A 16,858-nucleotide genomic window follows, 5' to 3' on the forward strand; every position below is an offset into this window, starting at 1 on the left:
ACATATTCAACAGTGTACGCCCAACGAAGCCCCGCTCAGCGTGTCCGCGCGCATCGCTTACATACGCGCGATTCTTTAACATGCTCGAAAGCATCGCGTAAAGAGTCCATCATGCTTGCGCGTTACACTCACCATGAACCGAGGCACGGCGATAACCTAAAGACATCCATGCGATTTCACAGGTACCACCACTTCCGGCAAGCACCGCAACACGAGGGAGCCATCATGGGCAACGACGGACACAACAAGCAGCGTGATTTGAGTTACACCCAAAACCGTGAACTTTCCTGGCTCCGTTTCGACGAACGCGTGCTCTCCGAGTCCCTCGACGACACGGTGCCGTTGTTCGAGCGCCTCAAATTCATCGCGATTTTTGAGAGCAACATGCATGAGTTCCTCATGGTCCGCATGGGTGGACTCTCAAGCCTGGCGACCCTCAAGCGGCAGCCACGCGACAACAAGAGCGGCATGACCCCCTCCGAGCAAGTGGCGGCCGTATTCTCGGCGTTGCCGGGATTGTTCTCCAAAGCCGCCTCGTCCCTCGACGCCATCGAATCCCTCCTGCGCGCCAAGGGCATCGAGCGCATCACGCCCTCCGAGCTCATAGGTGCCGAGCGCGATGCGGTGCGCAGCTACTTCGACCGCAACGTGCTCCCCATCTTCTCGCCGCTCATCATCGACCCGCGCCACCCCTTCCCCAACCTGCGCAACGGAGCCCTCTACATCGTCTGCACGCTCGCCGCCGCCTCCGAAGACGAACAAGGGCTCCTCGGCATCATCGAGGTCCCAAGCTCGCTCCCCCGCGTCGTCGAGATCACGAGAAACGACGGCCAGCTGCGCTACATCCTGCTCGAGGATGTCATCTTGGCGTGCCTGGAATCGTGTTTTGGCTCCTATGTCCCGCAGGATCGCGCGGTAATCCGCGTCACGCGCAACGCCGACCTCGACCCGGACGGCGAGGGCGTCGAGGAAGACGAGGATTACCGCCAGCACATGAAGAAGGTGCTCAAGAAGCGCTTGCGCCTCCAGCCCGTGCTCCTCGCCGTGCACGGAGATCTCGCCCGCGAGTCCCTCAAGTCGATCCGCAAGGCACTGGGACTGAGCCAGCAGGCCGTCCTGTCGGTTACCATGCCCCTTGACTTGGGATATATCTACTCCCTGGAGGGCAAGTTGCCCGCCACCGTGCGCGACCGGCTCCTGTTCCCTCCGTTCGCCCCCCAGCCGAGCCCGCTGTTTTGCCCGGGTGACTCCATGCGCGATCAGGTGCTCGCCGGCGACAAGCTGCTGTTCTACCCCTACGAGTCGATGGGCACGCTTCTCGGCCTCATCAACGAGGCCGCCCACGACGACACCTGTATCTCGCTGCGCATCACGCTCTACCGCGTAGCGCGTCAGTCGCGTTTGTGCGAGTCGCTCATCTCCGCAGCCGAGCGTGGCAAAGAGGTGACCGTGCTGATGGAACTCCGCGCGCGCTTTGACGAGGAGAACAACATCGCCTGGGCGGAGCGCCTCGAGGAGGCGGGCTGCACCGTCATCTACGGTGCGGAGGGCTTCAAATGCCATTCCAAGATCTGCCAACTCACCTATCATGACCAGGGGAAGATTCGCCGCATTACCCTACTGGGGACCGGCAACTTCAACGAGAAGACCGCACGCCTGTACTCGGACTTCATGCTCATGACTGCGCACGAGGGCATCGGCGAGGACGCCAACGCGTTCTTCCGAAACCTCACCCTGGGCAACCTGCGCGGCGAGTACCGCTACCTCGGCGTGGCGCCCGCCGGGCTCAAGCCCCTCGTGATGGACGGCCTCGACCGCGAGATCGCCCGTGCGCGCGCCGGCATGCCCGCCCACGCCTTCTTCAAGATGAACTCCCTCACCGACCGAGAGGTCATCGATAAGATCGCCGAGGCAAGCCGAGCGGGTGTCCGCATCGATATGATCATCCGCGGGATATCCTGCATGCTGCCGGGCATCGAGGGCAGCACCGAGAACGTGCACATCCGCTCTATCGTGGGTCGCTTCCTGGAGCACGCGCGCGTGTACTCCTTCGGTGAGGACGCCGACACCGTCTACCTGTCGAGCGCCGACATGATGACGCGCAACACCGAGCACCGTGTGGAAATCGCCTATCCCGTTCTCGACCCCACGTGTCGCGCCATGGTGCGCGACTACATGGCCGATCAGCTGCGCGACAACGTGAAGGCGCGTGAGCTGAGCGCGCAGGGCACCTGGAAGCCCGTTGCCCGAGCGGAGGGCGATGAGCCCTTCAATGCACAGGAGCACTTCATGACGCAGGCTGCCAACCGCGCTCGCGCCGCAGAGGAGAGACGCGCGGCTCGAGCCGTCGAGGTCGAACGTGCCGCGCGTGACGAAATCGCACATGACGCGGAAACGGTGAACCCCCGTGCAGGCCGGGCGCCCGACACGTCGAATGCCGATGCGACGCCGTCGCAACCGGTTGCCTCCACAACGGAAACCAACGAGCTCAACCAAGCTGTCGAGCCCCAAGAGACAGACGGCCACAAGGGTACCGAACAGGGCAAAGAGAGCAACTTCAAGCGCGGCTGGCACATGGTGATGCGCGGCTTCCGCGAGATGTTCTCCTAGCCGCCATTACCCGTTTTCAAGACGAGGACGCTTTCGTATTCGACGGGCAGCCGGTGCACCGCGCGTGTAATGTCGAAAAATACGCGATTGAAGCGCGTCAATTTCGACATTCTACGCGCGGATCCGTCAAATCCGGCTGACATGCCGCGCCGCCTCACATCATGCACGAGGAGGCAGGTACGTTATACGCATTAGCCCTCGAGCTGCTCGCTGGCCTCGAGCCAAGCCATCTCGAGCTCATCAAGCTCCTCACGAGCGTGGGCAATTGCCTCCTGCTGCGCAGTGAGGGCGGCGAAGTCGGTGGGGTCGATGGCGAACATCCCCTGCTCAAGCTCCTCGACCTTGCCGCGACGCGTCTCCATTTTGCGTTCGAGCGAAGCAACCTCCTTCTTGAGGCGCTGGCGCTCCGCATTCGACAGTCCGCATGCCTGGGAAGGTGTCGCCACGGCAGATGCGACGGCTCCTTGACCGGACGCGCCGCCGCCCAAAGGTGACCCCGCTTCCAAAGCACCACCGAACCCGGGCGCCTGAGGATGGGACGCTCCGCCGGCAGACGCGCCCTCCGTCAAACGCAGGTACTCGTCCACGCCACCAGGTACGTGGCGAAGCGTGCCTCCTATGAGGGCCCACTGCTGGTCAGTCACACGTTCCATGAGGAAACGGTCGTGCGTCACGAGGATGAGCGTGCCCGGCCAGCTGTCGAGCAGGTCCTCCACGAGAGCGAGCATGTCGGTATCGAGGTCGTTGCCCGGCTCGTCCAAAATCAAGACATTCGGTTCCTCCAAAATGGTCAGCAGCAACGACAAACGGCGCTTCTGACCACCCGAAAGATCCTTGATACGACTCCACATCTGTTGCTGCGTAAATCCGAGGCGCTCGAGCAGCTTCTCGGGGCTCGTCTCCTTGCCCTCGACCATCACGTAACGCTTGCCGCGGGCAAGCACCTCGCGAATGGTGTCGTCCTCGACGGGCTTCAACTCGTCGAGCTGCTGGGACAGCACGCCAAACCGGACCGTGGAACCAATCTTCACGCGTCCGCGGAGCGGCTTGAGTTTGCCCTGGATGATATTGAGCAAGGTGGTCTTACCGGCGCCGTTCTCGCCGAGCAGGCCGTAGCGGTCGCCCGCACCAATAAGCCAGGTCACATCGGAAAGAACGGGACGACCCAAAGCCACGGCGTCAGGAGACACGCCGCGGGCAGCGAAGCCGTCCGCCGCAGCGGAATTGCCCACAGCAGAAGGATTGTCCGGCACGGCGGAGCCGCCAAGAGAACTTGTGCCTTCCTTGGAGCCACGCACGGCGGCCAAGGAGCTTGCGTAACCCGCGTCCACATCGATCACATCGATGACCTGCTTGCCCAAGCGGCTCACCGCGAGACGCTTGAGCTCGAGCTCGTTGCGCACGGGAGGCACGTCGGCAATAAGCTCGCGGGCAGCCTCAACGCGGAACTTAGGCTTGGTACTACGCGCCTGCGCACCACGAGAGAGCCAGGCAAGCTCCTTGCGGGCCATGTTGCGGCGACGCTCCTCGGTTACCTGCGCCATACGATCGCGCTCGACGCGCTGCAGGATGTAGGCGGAGTACCCACCCTCAAAGGGGTCGACACACCCGTCGTGCACCTCCCACATGGAGGTGCAGACTTCATCGAGAAACCAGCGGTCATGCGTGACCACGAGCATTGCGCCGCTCGATTTCTGCCACCGCGCCTTCAAATGCTCGGCGAGCCAGTTGATGGTACGCATGTCCAGATGGTTGGTGGGCTCGTCGAGCATGAGCACGTCATAGTCGCCAATAAGCAGGCGCGCCAGATCCACACGACGACGCTGTCCACCAGAGAGCTCGCCCACCAGGCCCTCCCAGGGCACGTCGGCGATAAGACCGTCAAGAATCTGACGCACACGCGGGCTCGACGCCCACTCGTATTCGGGAAGGTCGCCCACCACAGCACGATGCACGGTCATGCCGTCATCGAGTGCGTCGCGCTGACCGAGGACGCCCACCGTCACATCACGACGGCGCGTCACGCGTCCGGCGTCCGGCTCGATCGCACCCGAGAGAATGCCGAGCAGGCTCGACTTGCCATCACCATTCTTGCCCACGATGCCGATGCGGTCGCCCTCGTTCACGCCGAGCGTCACGTTCTGCGCAATCAGTTTGGTAGGAAACTCAAGATGCACGCTGTCGCAACCGAGCAGAATGGCCATATCGAAACGCTCCTCGCTATCGTATTTACAGCCATCCATCTTAGCAGGGCGTCTACCCGAGACAGGCGGGGCGGGACATTGCAGACACGAGCACTTAGCCACAGTGTGCCGCGCCGTACCCTCGGGCATATCGTCCCGCGCGCAGTTCCGCACGAGCCGAAGGCCCCAGTGGGGCCTTCGTGCGAGTTCAGGACTGTCCGAGCACGGGATGATATGCCCGAGGGTACGGCGCGAAGCGTGATAGGCGGTCTACGAGAACATGCCGGTCAGGTAGTCGTTCAGGCGCTTATCGCGAGGACGCTGGAAGATCTGCTCCGTCTCGCCGTACTCGACCATGTCGCCCATATAGAAGAACGCCGTTCGGTTGGAGGCGCGGCTCGCCTGCTCCATGTTGTGCGTCACGATAACGATGGCGCGCTCCTTCACGATGCTCTGCATGAGCTCCTCGATCGCCAGCGTGGAGATGGGGTCGAGCGCAGAGCACGGTTCATCGAACAAAATCACGTCGGGATGCATGGCGAGGGTGCGCGCAATGCACAGACGCTGCTGCTGGCCACCGGAAAGCGAAAAGGCGCTCTGGTGTAGCTTGTCCTTGACCTCGTCCCACAGGGCGGCGCCGCGCAGGCTCTCCTCCACGAGCGCATCGAGGTTCTCCTTGCCCTTGAGGCCATGGCGCTTGGGCGCGAACACGATGTTCTCGTAGATGGACTTGCGGAACGGATTGGGCTGCTGGAACACCATGCCGATGGAACGGCGCAACTCGTAGAGGTTCTCCTCGCGGGTGTTGATGTTCCGGCCATCGTAGAGGATCTCGCCCTCAACGCGGCATCCGCGGATCTCTCGATTCATGAGGTTGAGGGAGCGTAGGAACGTCGACTTGCCGCAACCGGAAGGGCCGATGAGTGCGGTGATCTCGCCCTTGTGGAATTCGAGGGACGTATCATGCAGCGCATGGTTGTCGCCGTAATACACGTTGACGCCGCGCGCCTCGAGAACGACTTCGCCATCGGTCGCACCGCGAGGCTGCACGGAGGCGGCACCGGCGCGCACGCTATCCATGAAGGCTTCGGACGCACTCGACTCCACGGGGGCGGAAACGTCATGTTGGGTAGACTTGTTACTCATTCGGCCGTCATCCTTTTCGCCAGAGCCTTACCGGCCAAACGAGAAGCCACGTTGAACAGCAGGACGCAAATCATCAGCAATGCGGCGGTTCCCCATACGATGTGCTGCGCCTCGGGGCTTCCCTCACCGTAAATCTTGTAAATGTGCACCGCAAGCGACTCGCCCGGTCGGAAGATGTTCCATGCGCACGTGGGGCTTGAGAAGTTGAGCGAGAGGAAGTTCAGGCGCACCGGGCTCGACATGCCCGAGGTGAACAGCAGGGCCGCGGCCTCGCCGAAGACACGCCCGGCGGAAAGAACCACGCCCGTCACAATGGCGGGCATTGCGGCGGGAATCAGCACGTGGACCGTCGCCTCCCAGCGCGTAAGGCCCATGGCCAGGCATGCATCGCGCTGGTGCTGAGGAACGTCATCGAGGGCCTGCTGGATAACGCGCACCAAGATAGGGATATTGAACATGGTGAGCGCGACCGCACCGGAAATGATCGAGTACTTCCAGCCAAAGTTCACCGAGAACACGAGGAAGCCGAACATGCCGACGACAATCGACGGCAGGGAGGACAGCGTCTCGATGGCGGTACTCGCGATGCTCGTGATGGGGCCGTCGGGTGCGTACTCCGTGAGGAACACGGCAGCCCCCAAGCTCACGGGAACGGAGATGATCAGCGTGATGAGCAACAGATAGAACGAATCGAAGAGCTGGTAAGCCACACCACCGGCAGCGCCGTTGGAGCGGCTGGGCTGCGTGAGGAACCCAGGAGTGAACAAGGTCGAAAGGCCCTCATAAAGGATATAGGCGACCATCGAGACCACGATGAGCATGACGAGTCCCGCGATGGCGGCAAGCGCCACGGTTGCGAAGCGATCGGCTCGGCGGGAACGGCGAATGATACGCATGTCCCCCATCTGAGCGGACGCCGCCTGAGAGATATCAGCCACGGGCGTTCGCCCCCTTCTTGCCAATGAGATGGATGATCAGGATGAAAATGAGCGACATACCCATGAGCAGCAGGCCCAGCGACCACAGGACGTCCTTTTGCACGGAGCCATCCGCATAGATCGCCATGCTGGTGGTAAGCGTGGTCGTGATGGTGGATGCCGGTGACAACAGGGATGCGGGCATGACCTCCGCGCCACCGATGACCATGCGCACCGCGAGCGTCTCGCCAAAGGCGCGCGTCATGCCGAGAATAACCGCGGTCATGAGCGAGGGAAGGGCGCTCTTGAGCACCACGTGCCAAATCGTCTGCCAGCGGGTATAGCCTAGGGCGAGCGAGCCCTGACGATATCCATCGGGTACGGCGCGCAGCGCGTCCATGGAAAGCGTCGTGACGGTAGGCAAGATCATGACGGAGAGCACGATGGCACCGGGCAGGATACCCATGCCCGTCTGCGTCCCAAACACGGCCTTACAGGCGGCGACCACCACATGGAAGCCGATGAGACCGAACACGACCGACGGGATACCCACCAGCAGCTCGACCATGGGTTGGAACACGCGCTTTCCGAGCGCCGGGGCGATCTCAACCGCAAAGATGGCGGAACCAATCGCGATGGGAAGCGCAATCGCCGTCGAAAGCAGCGTGACCGCAAAAGACGTGATGATGAGCGGAAGCGCGCCGGTCTGCGGCAATCCCGTCGCCTCGTCGACATTGGCGAGGCTCCAATCAGTCCCGGTAAAGAACCCAACGGCGTCGACACCGTCCTTGACGAAAGTCGAGATGCCCTTCTGCGCCACCATGACGATCAGCGCAAGGACAAGAAGCGTCACGAGCGCTACACACGCGCCCGTGACGCCCTGACCGACCCTCTCAAGGTTGCGCTTGGGCATGTGCTTTGCCATACCGCACCTTTCGAGAATTCGTGACTTCAACAGTTACTTCTTGGAGACCTTGCCCTCGGCATCCTTGGTCACCAGCATCTCGGAGACGGGGATGAAGCCCTGCTCCTCAACGAGGGAGCCCTGGACGTCGTCGGAGAGCATGTAATCGAGGAACGCCTTGGTGGCGTCGTCGGCATCCTCGGCGCAGTACATGTGCTCGGTCGCCCAGATGGGGAAGCTGTTGTCGAGGACGTTCTTGCTCTCCGGCTCCACGCCGCCCACCTTGATGGCGGTGAACTTGGAGTCATCGAAGTGGGAGAAGTCGATGTAGGAAATGGCGTTATCGGTGGAGCCCATGAGGGTCTGGACGTCGCCGGACTTGTCCTGCTCGGGCTGAGCCGGCTTATAGGTATTCTTCTCGTCACCGAAGACGGCGGCCTCGAAGGTGGCGCGGGTGCCGGACCCCTCCTTGCGGTTGACGACGACGATCTCAGCGTCGTCACCACCGACCTCGCTCCAGTTGGTGATGGTGCCGCCGAAGATTCCCTTGAGCTGCTCGAGAGTCAGGTCGTCGACGGTAACGTTCTTGGAGACGATCGGGCCCATGCCCACGACGGCGACCTCATGGTCGACGAGCTTGGCGGCAGCGTCGGCATCGAGCTTGGTCTCGGCGAAGACGTCGGAGTTGCCGATGGTCACGGTTCCGGAGGAAACGGCGGTGAGGCCGGCGCCGGAACCATTGCCGGAACCAGAGATGACGCAGTCGGGGTTCTCGTTCATGAACTGCTCGGCCGCAGCCTCGACGAGCGCCTGGAAGGAGGAGGCACCGTCATAGGTGACCTCGCCCGTCACGGTAGCGGTGGCATCGGCGGAGCCGGCAGCGGGAGCGTCAGAGCCACCGCAGCCAGCCAGACCAAGACCGGCGACAGCGGCAAGACTGCCAGCGAGACCGAGGAAGGAGCGGCGAGAGCAGGAATAATCGAACATGGTTCTCCCTTCGAGAGCAAACGTGCGCAATGCGCGGACGGTCCGGGGCGTGTCCTTAAGGCCCCAATGGGGAACCATCAACTCCCCATCCGTCGTACCGCAAGCACAATACCGCGCGTTCGCCGCCCATTCCTCCACGTTCGCCGTCTCTTACGGCTCTCTGACCATCCATTACCGCCCGCTGCGCCCCAGCTTACTCGCAGCTTACACAGACGCTTGAGATTGACGCCCATGCGTTATGCCGTGGACAACCACCCGGCCAACCCGCCACATTCCCCCTGCCCATTCGAGGGCGAACGGCGTTTGAAGCATGTTCCAAGCCGATAAAGGGGGTCTTTATTTAAAAAGTGAGGGGTTTATTTGGCAACAGCTGAATATACACGCATGTTCTTCCGTCGAATCATGCGGATATGGTCCAGCTAAAGCGTGTGCATACGGCGAGCCGGGATAACCGCTCATATTCTATTTTTTACCCCTCTTACGGGGACGTTTCGTCCTCGAGCGGCCCGCGGTACCCGTTCGTCCCGAGTCGTCGCCATGACGTCTGCGGTACAGGTAGCCGCCAAACACCATGGAAAGCGCAATGATCACGAAGCCGAAGATTTGCTCCCAGAAATTGGGCACGATTGCCTCCCGTCCTATCCCTGCATGCATACGATACACACGTGCAATGGGGCACCGTGGCTCATTCTCCGCGGTGCCCGCGTCTCTTACAGCTCGAGCTCGTTGAGGCGAAGAATAGCCAAGATATACATCTTGAGAGCGTCGCGCAAAAGCGCCTCGTTCGCCGCCTCGTTGGGACCGTGCATGGTGCCTGCCCACTCGGGAAGTTCGAGGTCGTTGTCCTCGGGGCCGAACGACACCGCACTCTTGAAGTTGCGGGCATAAGTGCCGCCTCCCATGGAGAACGGCTCGGCATGTTTGCCCGTAACCTCGCGATATGTGTCGAGCAGCGCTTGCACGGCGGGGCTCTCCGCCGAGGTCGAGAACGGCTCCTTGGTGCTGTCGAGCACGAATTCTGCACCATACCGCGCCGCGTGGGCACGGCAGATCATGGACATCTCGTCGCAGGTGATCGAATCGGGATAGCGAACGTCGATGGTCTGCGAGATACGCCCGTCAGAAACCTTGATCGTGCCCGCGTTGCAGGTGAGCGGACCGAAAGCCGCGCTCTCAGCCTCGATGCCCAAACCCTCGCCTGCCGTTCCCTCATGCACGATGGAAAGCAGGTTGAGATAGGTGCGCTCGCCTTCAGAGAGGAGATCGGGCCGCTCGGCCGAGATCTCCTGCAGATAGTCGACAATCAGAGCAATGGCATTGACGGTACCCTGAGGCAGCGAAGCATGTCCGCCGATGCCCTTGGCGAAAATGCGGGACCGCCCCTCCCCGAGCGGCTCAACCGTCAAGCGCTCCGCATGAGACCGCGGTGCGGGAAGCTCAGAGACGGGGACTGCAAGCACACACACCGACTCGCTCGGAATGGCATTGGTGGCATCCGCGCCACTCCACGACTCGATGGCACCGTCTTTGATAGGCGCACTCACGAACATGCCGCCAAAGCAACCCTTCTCGGCATTGCAAACGGGAAACTCTGCATCCGGCGTGAAGAGGAACAGCGGCTGCTCATGAGACTCGAGGTAATGGTGGACGTCGGTCATCCCGACCTCCTCATCGCACCCCAAAAGCGCGCGGAAACCGTAGCGGGGCTTGATACCGCGGCTCAGCAGGTATGCACCGGCGTATAGCGAGAGCACCGCCGGGCCCTTGTCGTCGATCACGCCGCGGCCAAGCAGCCAACCCTCGCGGCGCTCCATCACATAGGGGTCGGTTGCCCAACCGGGACCAGCGGGAACGACGTCGACATGCGCTATCGTAGCGATGTGCCCATCAAGCTCCCCCGCGATATCGGCGATGCCGACGTAGCCCCCATCGTCCCCCGTCTCGTATCCAAGGCGATGGGCGATGTCGAGAGCGCAGTCGAGGGCATCTCGCACGGTGGCACCGAAAGGAGCGCCGGGCATCGATTTCCCAGCATCGGCGACCGAAGGATGCGCGACGAGGGCGGCGATGTCGGCCACCACATCCTCCCAGACCTCATCGACATATGCCTCAATGTCATCCATACTTCCAGTGCGCATGGGCACTCCCTTCATGAAGACGTTCAATCTAGACCATTGTGCCCCATAAACCGGATGGGGCAAAGCCCGTGAGCAAACCCTCGGCAAGCGGACCCGGGTCTCTCGGCAAACAAGCGGCGCGGCGCGACCGAGGTGCGGGCCGCGATTCCGCTAGGCCACACCCAGCACGCGCGCCACCTCGAGCATAGAACCGCAAGACACATCCGCGGCATCATGCTCACCGGGTTGGGCGGCACCCGTGTACACGCCGATACAGGGGACACCGCAGGCGTGGGCACCCTCGATATCGTTGAGGCGCTCCCCAACCATCACAACGTCGGCGGCGTCAACGCCCATATACTCGAGGGCATCGCGGATGGAGTCCGCCTTGGTGAGGCGAACGGGCTCATTGAGGCCCATGACGCACTCGAACCGATCGGTCCAGCCGAGCTGATCGACCATACTCCGAGCACCCGACTCCTTACGCGACGTCGCGATCGACATACGCCGCCCCGCAAGCGTTAGACGATCGAGCAGGAAGGGCACGTCGTCGATTGGCGGGAAGTCGGAGGGAGTGACGGTCTTGTCGAACAGCTCGCGATACTCTTGAGTGAGTGAGAGCGCAGTGTCGTGCGTCACGCCGAACGCGCGCTCGAATCCCGACACGAGCGGCGGGCCCAGGAGCTTGCGTAAATCGGCATCGGTGGGCTCGATGCCCCGCGCGCGGAGCACGGCGCGCGCAGTTCGCATGACGGCTCCGCCAGTGTCTGCCAGCGTGCCATCGAAGTCGAAGAGGACGACGGAACGGTCTCGAAGACGCGTGGGCATCTCGGAGTCGGCGATCATATACGGCTCCCTTCAACGTCCATATATGCCATTTGGGATGAAAAGACCCCGACGGGCCCGTGCCCGTCGGGGTCTGCAGCGAACCTAAGGTTCAAAGGCGCTACACCGGAATGCTACTCGGCGTCCTCGGCCTTCTCCTCACCCTCGAGCGGGGTGACCTCGATCTCGATGCCGAGGGTCTCGGCAGCAGACTTCATGGAGAGGGAGATGCGACGACGATCGAGGTCGATCTCCATGACCTTGACCTGGACCTTGGCACCCACAGCGGTGACCTGGGCCGGCTGGTCAACGTGCTTGTTAGCCATCTCGGAGATGTGGACCAGGCCCTCGATGCCGTCACCGAGGTCAACGAACGCGCCGAAGGGCACGAGCTTGGTGACGGTGCCCTCGACGATGGCGCCGACGGGGTACTTCTTGACGAGCGCGCGCCACGGATCCTCGGTGGTCTGCTTGAGACCGAGGGAGATGCGCTCGCGATTCAGATCGACGTCGAGAACCTCGACCTCGACCTCCTGGCCGACCTTGACGACCTCGGAGGGGTGGTTGACGTGGTTCCAAGAGAGCTCGGAGATGTGGATGAGGCCGTCGATGCCGCCCAGATCCACGAAGGCGCCGAAGTCCACGATGGAGGAAACGGTGCCCTTGAGACGCATACCGCTCTTGAGCTTGGAGAGGATCTCGGAGCGCTCGGCCTTGCGGGACTCCTCGAGCACCACGCGACGGGAGAGCACGACGTTATTGCGGTTGCGATCCATCTCGATGACGCGAGCCTCGATAGAGGTGCCGAGGTAGGAGGTGAGATCCTTCACGCGGCGAAGGTCAACGAGGGAAGCGGGCAGGAAGCCGCGCAGGCCGATGTCGAGGATAAGACCGCCCTTGACGACCTCGATGACCTCGCCCTCGACGTTCTCGCCGGCGTTGAACTTCTCCTCGATGCGATTCCAGGCACGCTCGTACTCGGCGCGCTTCTTGGAGAGAACCAGACGACCGTCCTTGTCCTCCTTCTGGAGCACGAGCGCCTCGATGGAGTCGCCCAGCGCAACGAGGTCGGCAGGGTTGGCGTCCTTACGGATGGAGAGCTCGCGGACAGGAATGACGCCCTCGGACTTGAAGCCGATGTCGACGAGGACCTCATCGCGCTCGATCTTCACAACGGTGCCGTTGACCAGGTCACCCTCATCGAAATCGGTGATGGAGTTGTCGATGAGGTTGTTCATCTCCTCGGTATCGACGTCGTCGAGGGAGAAGATGGACGAGTTCTGAATCTCACTCAAAGGTGGACCCCTTTCGAACTACGGGGCCCCGATTACCTGACCTGCAGATGGTTGCGAGCCTTAAGGCGATAATCGCCAGCGCGCGCGCACCGTTTGGAACAATCTCGGGGGCCGACAGATACTAATGTGAAGCATATGCATTCACGAAACAGTAGATTACGTGGAAACAAAGTCGTTTTCAAGCGTCAACTGCGATTTTTTCGTACTCGACAATAAACCTTTCGCGAATGGCGCGCCCCTTCCTCGAGCCCTCACGTAAAATGCTATACACAAATCGATTCAATTCCAGGAGCCCTTGTGTCCACCATCCAAGAAGTCGCCAAACGGGCCGGTGTGTCGGCGGGAACGGTCTCGCGCTACCTCAACGGCCATCAACTCAAAGCGGGCAATCAATCTCGCGTCGAGGCGGCGATTGAGGAACTCGGGTACCGCAGCAACTACCTTGCCCGCAGCTTGCGCTCCAACCAGAGCATGTCCATCGGTCTGCTTATCAACAATATGCTGAACCACTTTGCCGTGAGCGTTGTTGCGCAGGTGGAACGCGAGATGGAGCTCAATGACTACAATATCATCCTCTCTGGATTTCGCGAGGATCGCGAGGTCTTCATCCGCAAGCTCGAAAATCTCATCGACCGCCGCGTGGACGGCCTCATCCTCTTCGAGGCGATTGAGGACGAACGCGCACGCAAGCTCATCGAGCAGAGCGGGATCCCAACCATCTCCATATCCAACCCCCTTCCCTATCCATGTGTCGACAACATGCTCGCCGCCAATCGCAAAAGCTGCCGCGAAGTGACGCGCCGCATCATACACGCAGGCCACGCACGCATTGGCGTGCTCGCCGGCATCCAAGAGGAATACGTCTCGCGCGAGCGCTTGGCAGGTGTGCTCGAGGCATTTGACGAGGCGGGCCTGCCGCGCAACAACGCCGTGGTGCGCATTGGCGACTATCCGCGCGAATGCGGGTATCGCGACATGATGCACCTCGTCTGCGAGGATCACGTGGACTGTGTCTTCGCACTCAACTACGGGCGTAGTCAAGGCGCCCAGCAGGCGTTAAACGAGCTTGGGCTGCGCATCGGCGAAGACATCTCGTTCGCATGCTATGACTACCTGGACACCAAGACCTACTTTCACCCGAGCATCACCACGGTGTGCCCGCCCTCGCTCGAAATCGGTACGAACGCCGCGCGCGAGATCCTCTCCATGATTCAAGAGGGGCGTTTGGGCAGGGGTCGCATCACGTATACCGACGAGGACATCGCCTGGTTGCCCTCCATCATCGGCCTGGACGCATAGCGCACTGGTAATTGGCGCCCGGCCCATAACGCGATGGCCCCGCAACCGACTTGGGTTGCAGGGCCATCGCGTTTCTGCAAGATAACGGTCGATCGTTGAGCGCGCCTAGGCGTTCTTCTTCGCAAGGTCGATGAACTTGCCGGCCAAGATCTTGAAGGTCTCGGCGCTCATGAGCTGATCCTCGGCGTGAATGAGGATGATGCTCGGGTCGATGTGGTCGCCGCAGGCCTCCTGGGCGATCATCTCGCCGTGCTTAGCGTGACCGACCAGGAAGAACTGCTCGCCCTCGACGACGCGGGCCTCGGCCTCATCGATCTTGCCCTCGCCGGCGAGGTCGATGGCCTCGATGAAGCAGCTGCGGGCGGAGCCCACGTTGGCGATGATCTCGAAGCAGGCCATCTCGATCTTGTTCATGTCTTCCATGTTATTCCTCGCTCTCCGCGGCGTTGACAGCCGCACTTTGGCCCTCCTCCGGCAGTTCGCCGTTGGCGGATACCGAATCGGACTCGTCGTCTCGGACGGAAGCGCCGTTCGCCTTGATGTAGGCCTCCATGTCACGCAGACGCTTCTTGATTTTACGCTTGGCAAAGGGGCTGTACAGAGTGCCCATGAGCTTGCCGTTGAGGTCGTTGAGGGTCTTATCACCCTCGTAGCCCTCCTCGTAGACGACGCTGATGGCGTCCTGTCCCTCGATGGGCTCAATCTCGTAGCGCACGGTGTTGACGCCGCGCGACGAGGTGATGGAGGCGGCGTACAGGCGCGGGGGCTCGAACTCGGTGATCTTGGTGGTGACATGCTGGGCACCGCCGAGCTTGGCGTTTAGCGTCTTCTGATAGGTGAACCCCGCCTTGAGCTTCTTTGCCGGCACCTTCTTGCCGCGCGCCTGCTCGGCGTCGTAAAGCACCGACGTGACAATGCTCTCGAAGAGGTCATCGGCACTGATGCCCATCTTGACCTGTACTTTCATTAACCCTCCTCATAGGGGCGCCCCGCCACGCGCAAGGGCGCCCTCGTGTCGCTAGAAGCCGCGGGACTCGGCGAGCTGCTTGTACCAGCGACCGCTCTTCTTAATGCGGCGCTCCTGCGTCTCGAGGTCGAGCTCAACCAGGCCGTAGCGGTTCTTGTAGGCGTTCAGCCAGCTCCAGCAATCGATGAACGTCCAGAGATGATACCCGATGCAGTTGGAGCCCTCATCGATGCCGCGGGCGAGCTCGGTCAGGTGCTCCTTGATGAAGTCGATGCGATAGTCGTCCTGGATGGCGCCATCGGGTCCGCGGAACTTCTCCTCGCCCTCGACACCCATGCCGTTCTCAGACACGATCCACTCAATGTTGCCGTAGTTGTCGCGCAGGTTGATGGCGATGTCGTACAGCGCGTGCGGATAGATCTCCCAGCCGCGGTGCGGGTTCATGCGACGACCCGGCATGGCGTACACGTCGTAGTAGTACGTGGGCATGAAGGGCGCCTCGGGGTTGGGCAGGCTCGCACGGGCGCAGACGCGCAAGGGCTGGTAGAAGTTAACGCCCAGGTAATCCACCGTGTTGTCGCGGATGATGGCGAGATCGGTCTCGTCGACCACGGGCATGAGGCCGTGCTTCTTGATGAGCTCGACGAGCTCGGGATCGTAAGCGCCGTGCACGCTCGGGTCCAGGAAGCTCTTGTTGGCGAAGAGCTCGGCGATGTGGGCGGCGCGAGCGTCGGCGGGATTTTCGGAACGCGGATAGGCGGGCGTGAGGTTGAGCACGATGCCGATCTTGGCGTCGGGCAGGACCTCATGGCAGGCACGGACAGCCAGCGCGCTGGCGAGCGCCGTGTGGTAGGCAACCTGTGCCGCGGCCTTAGGGTCGACCCTGCAGGGATAGTGGTACTGCTGCAGATAGCCGCACTCCACGTGCACGATGGGCTCGTTGAACGTGTACCAGCGCTTGACGACGTCGCCGAACAGCTCGAACGCAATGCGGGCATAGCGTTCGTAGAGGTCGACGACCTCGCGGCTTTCCCAGCCGCCGCGCTCCTGCAGGGCGACGGGCATGTCGAAGTGGAACAGGTTCACGAAGGGCTCGATGTCCTCGTCGCGCAGCGTGCCGAACACGTTGCGGTAGAACTCGACGGCCTCGGGGTTGGGGTCGCCCTCCGGATCGGGCAGCAGGCGCGACCAGCTGATCGAGGTGCGGAAGGAGTTCTGCCCCGTCTCGTGCAGCAGCTCGATATCCTCGCGCCAATGCTCGAAGAACGTCGACGTGTCGGCTGGACCGACGCCGCCGTGGAACTTGTAGGGCTCCTCCTCGAACCAGAGGTCCCAGATATCCGGGGCCTTGTGATCGGCGGTATGGGCGCCCTCCGCCTGGGCCGCGCTCGTGGCACTACCGAAGTAGAACCCTTCCGGGAACTTGACGTCCATCGTCTTACCTCTTTCTCTTCACGAACAGGTAGATGCCGCTCACGATGACGATCGCCAAGCCGCCCACGAGCAGGCCGAGGCTCATCTCAGAGCCGGCGGCGGCACCGAAATTCGACATCACGATGAAGAAGAAGCCCAGGCCCATGATGAACACGGCCCAAGGAGATCGAAATC

Annotated in this window: 13 protein-coding genes; 2 read left to right on the forward strand and 11 right to left on the reverse strand. The window is 61.9% G+C overall.

Translation table 11 applies throughout. The features are described from left to right. Nucleotides 1–225 precede the first annotated feature (225 nt). Nucleotides 226–2,610, forward strand: a complete 2,385-nt coding sequence (gene ppk1, locus ACT8II_RS07135; RefSeq protein ID WP_317439989.1) for a polyphosphate kinase 1 — start codon at nt 226–228, stop codon at nt 2,608–2,610. Between the two features lie 191 nt (nt 2,611–2,801). On the opposite strand, the gene ACT8II_RS07140 is transcribed toward ppk1, so the two are convergent. The 8 genes from ACT8II_RS07140 to rpsA all read right to left on the reverse strand — a co-directional run bounded on the left by ACT8II_RS07140 (nt 2,802) and on the right by rpsA (nt 12,984). Continuing rightward, on the reverse strand, nt 2,802–4,814 hold the full coding sequence (locus tag ACT8II_RS07140; protein WP_118653546.1) for an ABC-F family ATP-binding cassette domain-containing protein: 2,013 nt from the start codon (nt 4,812–4,814) through the stop codon (nt 2,802–2,804). A gap of 249 nt (nt 4,815–5,063) precedes the next feature. Beyond that, the gene (gene pstB / locus ACT8II_RS07145; protein ID WP_294124007.1) at nt 5,064–5,873 is read right to left on the reverse strand and encodes a phosphate ABC transporter ATP-binding protein PstB; all 810 of its coding nucleotides are present in this window, start codon (nt 5,871–5,873) and stop codon (nt 5,064–5,066) included. Between the two features lie 62 nt (nt 5,874–5,935). Next, nucleotides 5,936–6,877 carry a phosphate ABC transporter permease PstA gene (pstA, locus tag ACT8II_RS07150; RefSeq protein ID WP_233546127.1) on the reverse strand — a complete coding sequence of 314 codons (942 nt, stop codon included), beginning with the start codon at nt 6,875–6,877 and terminating at the stop codon, nt 5,936–5,938. Continuing rightward, nucleotides 6,870–7,781 (reverse strand): phosphate ABC transporter permease subunit PstC, encoded by a 912-nt coding sequence (gene pstC, locus ACT8II_RS07155; protein ID WP_294124005.1) that lies wholly within the window; start codon nt 7,779–7,781, stop codon nt 6,870–6,872. The genes pstA and pstC overlap by 8 nt, the downstream gene beginning before the upstream one ends. 33 nt (nt 7,782–7,814) lie before the next feature. After that, nucleotides 7,815–8,747, reverse strand: coding sequence for a phosphate ABC transporter substrate-binding protein (locus ACT8II_RS07160; protein ID WP_294124003.1), 933 nt, complete (start codon nt 8,745–8,747; stop codon nt 7,815–7,817). Nucleotides 8,748–9,457: 710 nt separating this feature from the next. Then, a complete protein-coding gene (locus ACT8II_RS07165; protein ID WP_118653549.1) occupies nt 9,458–10,885 on the reverse strand; it encodes a Sapep family Mn(2+)-dependent dipeptidase in 1,428 nt (475 codons plus the stop codon). Between the two features lie 150 nt (nt 10,886–11,035). Next, a complete protein-coding gene (locus tag ACT8II_RS07170; protein WP_443813504.1) occupies nt 11,036–11,710 on the reverse strand; it encodes an HAD family hydrolase in 675 nt (224 codons plus the stop codon). A 113-nt stretch (nt 11,711–11,823) separates the two neighbouring features. Continuing rightward, a complete protein-coding gene (rpsA, locus tag ACT8II_RS07175) occupies nt 11,824–12,984 on the reverse strand; it encodes a 30S ribosomal protein S1 (RefSeq protein ID WP_118653551.1) in 1,161 nt (386 codons plus the stop codon). A gap of 297 nt (nt 12,985–13,281) precedes the next feature. On the opposite strand from rpsA, the gene ACT8II_RS07180 reads away from it, so the two are divergent. Continuing rightward, nucleotides 13,282–14,283 (forward strand): LacI family DNA-binding transcriptional regulator, encoded by a 1,002-nt coding sequence (locus tag ACT8II_RS07180; RefSeq protein WP_118653552.1) that lies wholly within the window; start codon nt 13,282–13,284, stop codon nt 14,281–14,283. A 105-nt stretch (nt 14,284–14,388) separates the two neighbouring features. On the opposite strand, the gene ACT8II_RS07185 is transcribed toward ACT8II_RS07180, so the two are convergent. Genes ACT8II_RS07185 through ACT8II_RS07195 form a run of 3 tightly spaced genes read right to left on the reverse strand, consistent with a single transcriptional unit; the run spans nt 14,389 to nt 16,684 of the window. After that, entirely contained in the window at nt 14,389–14,706 is a 318-nt protein-coding gene (locus tag ACT8II_RS07185) for a PTS lactose/cellobiose transporter subunit IIA (RefSeq protein WP_199588892.1), read from the reverse strand. A 1-nt stretch (nt 14,707) separates the two neighbouring features. After that, the gene (locus tag ACT8II_RS07190) at nt 14,708–15,250 is read right to left on the reverse strand and encodes a DUF3284 domain-containing protein (RefSeq protein WP_118653553.1); all 543 of its coding nucleotides are present in this window, start codon (nt 15,248–15,250) and stop codon (nt 14,708–14,710) included. 51 nt (nt 15,251–15,301) lie between these two features. Continuing rightward, nucleotides 15,302–16,684, reverse strand: coding sequence for a glycoside hydrolase family 1 protein (locus ACT8II_RS07195; RefSeq protein ID WP_118653554.1), 1,383 nt, complete (start codon nt 16,682–16,684; stop codon nt 15,302–15,304). Nucleotides 16,685–16,858: the final 174 nt, after the last annotated feature.

The organism is Collinsella sp. (assembly GCF_052346665.1).
GTDB lineage: Bacteria > Actinomycetota > Coriobacteriia > Coriobacteriales > Coriobacteriaceae > Collinsella.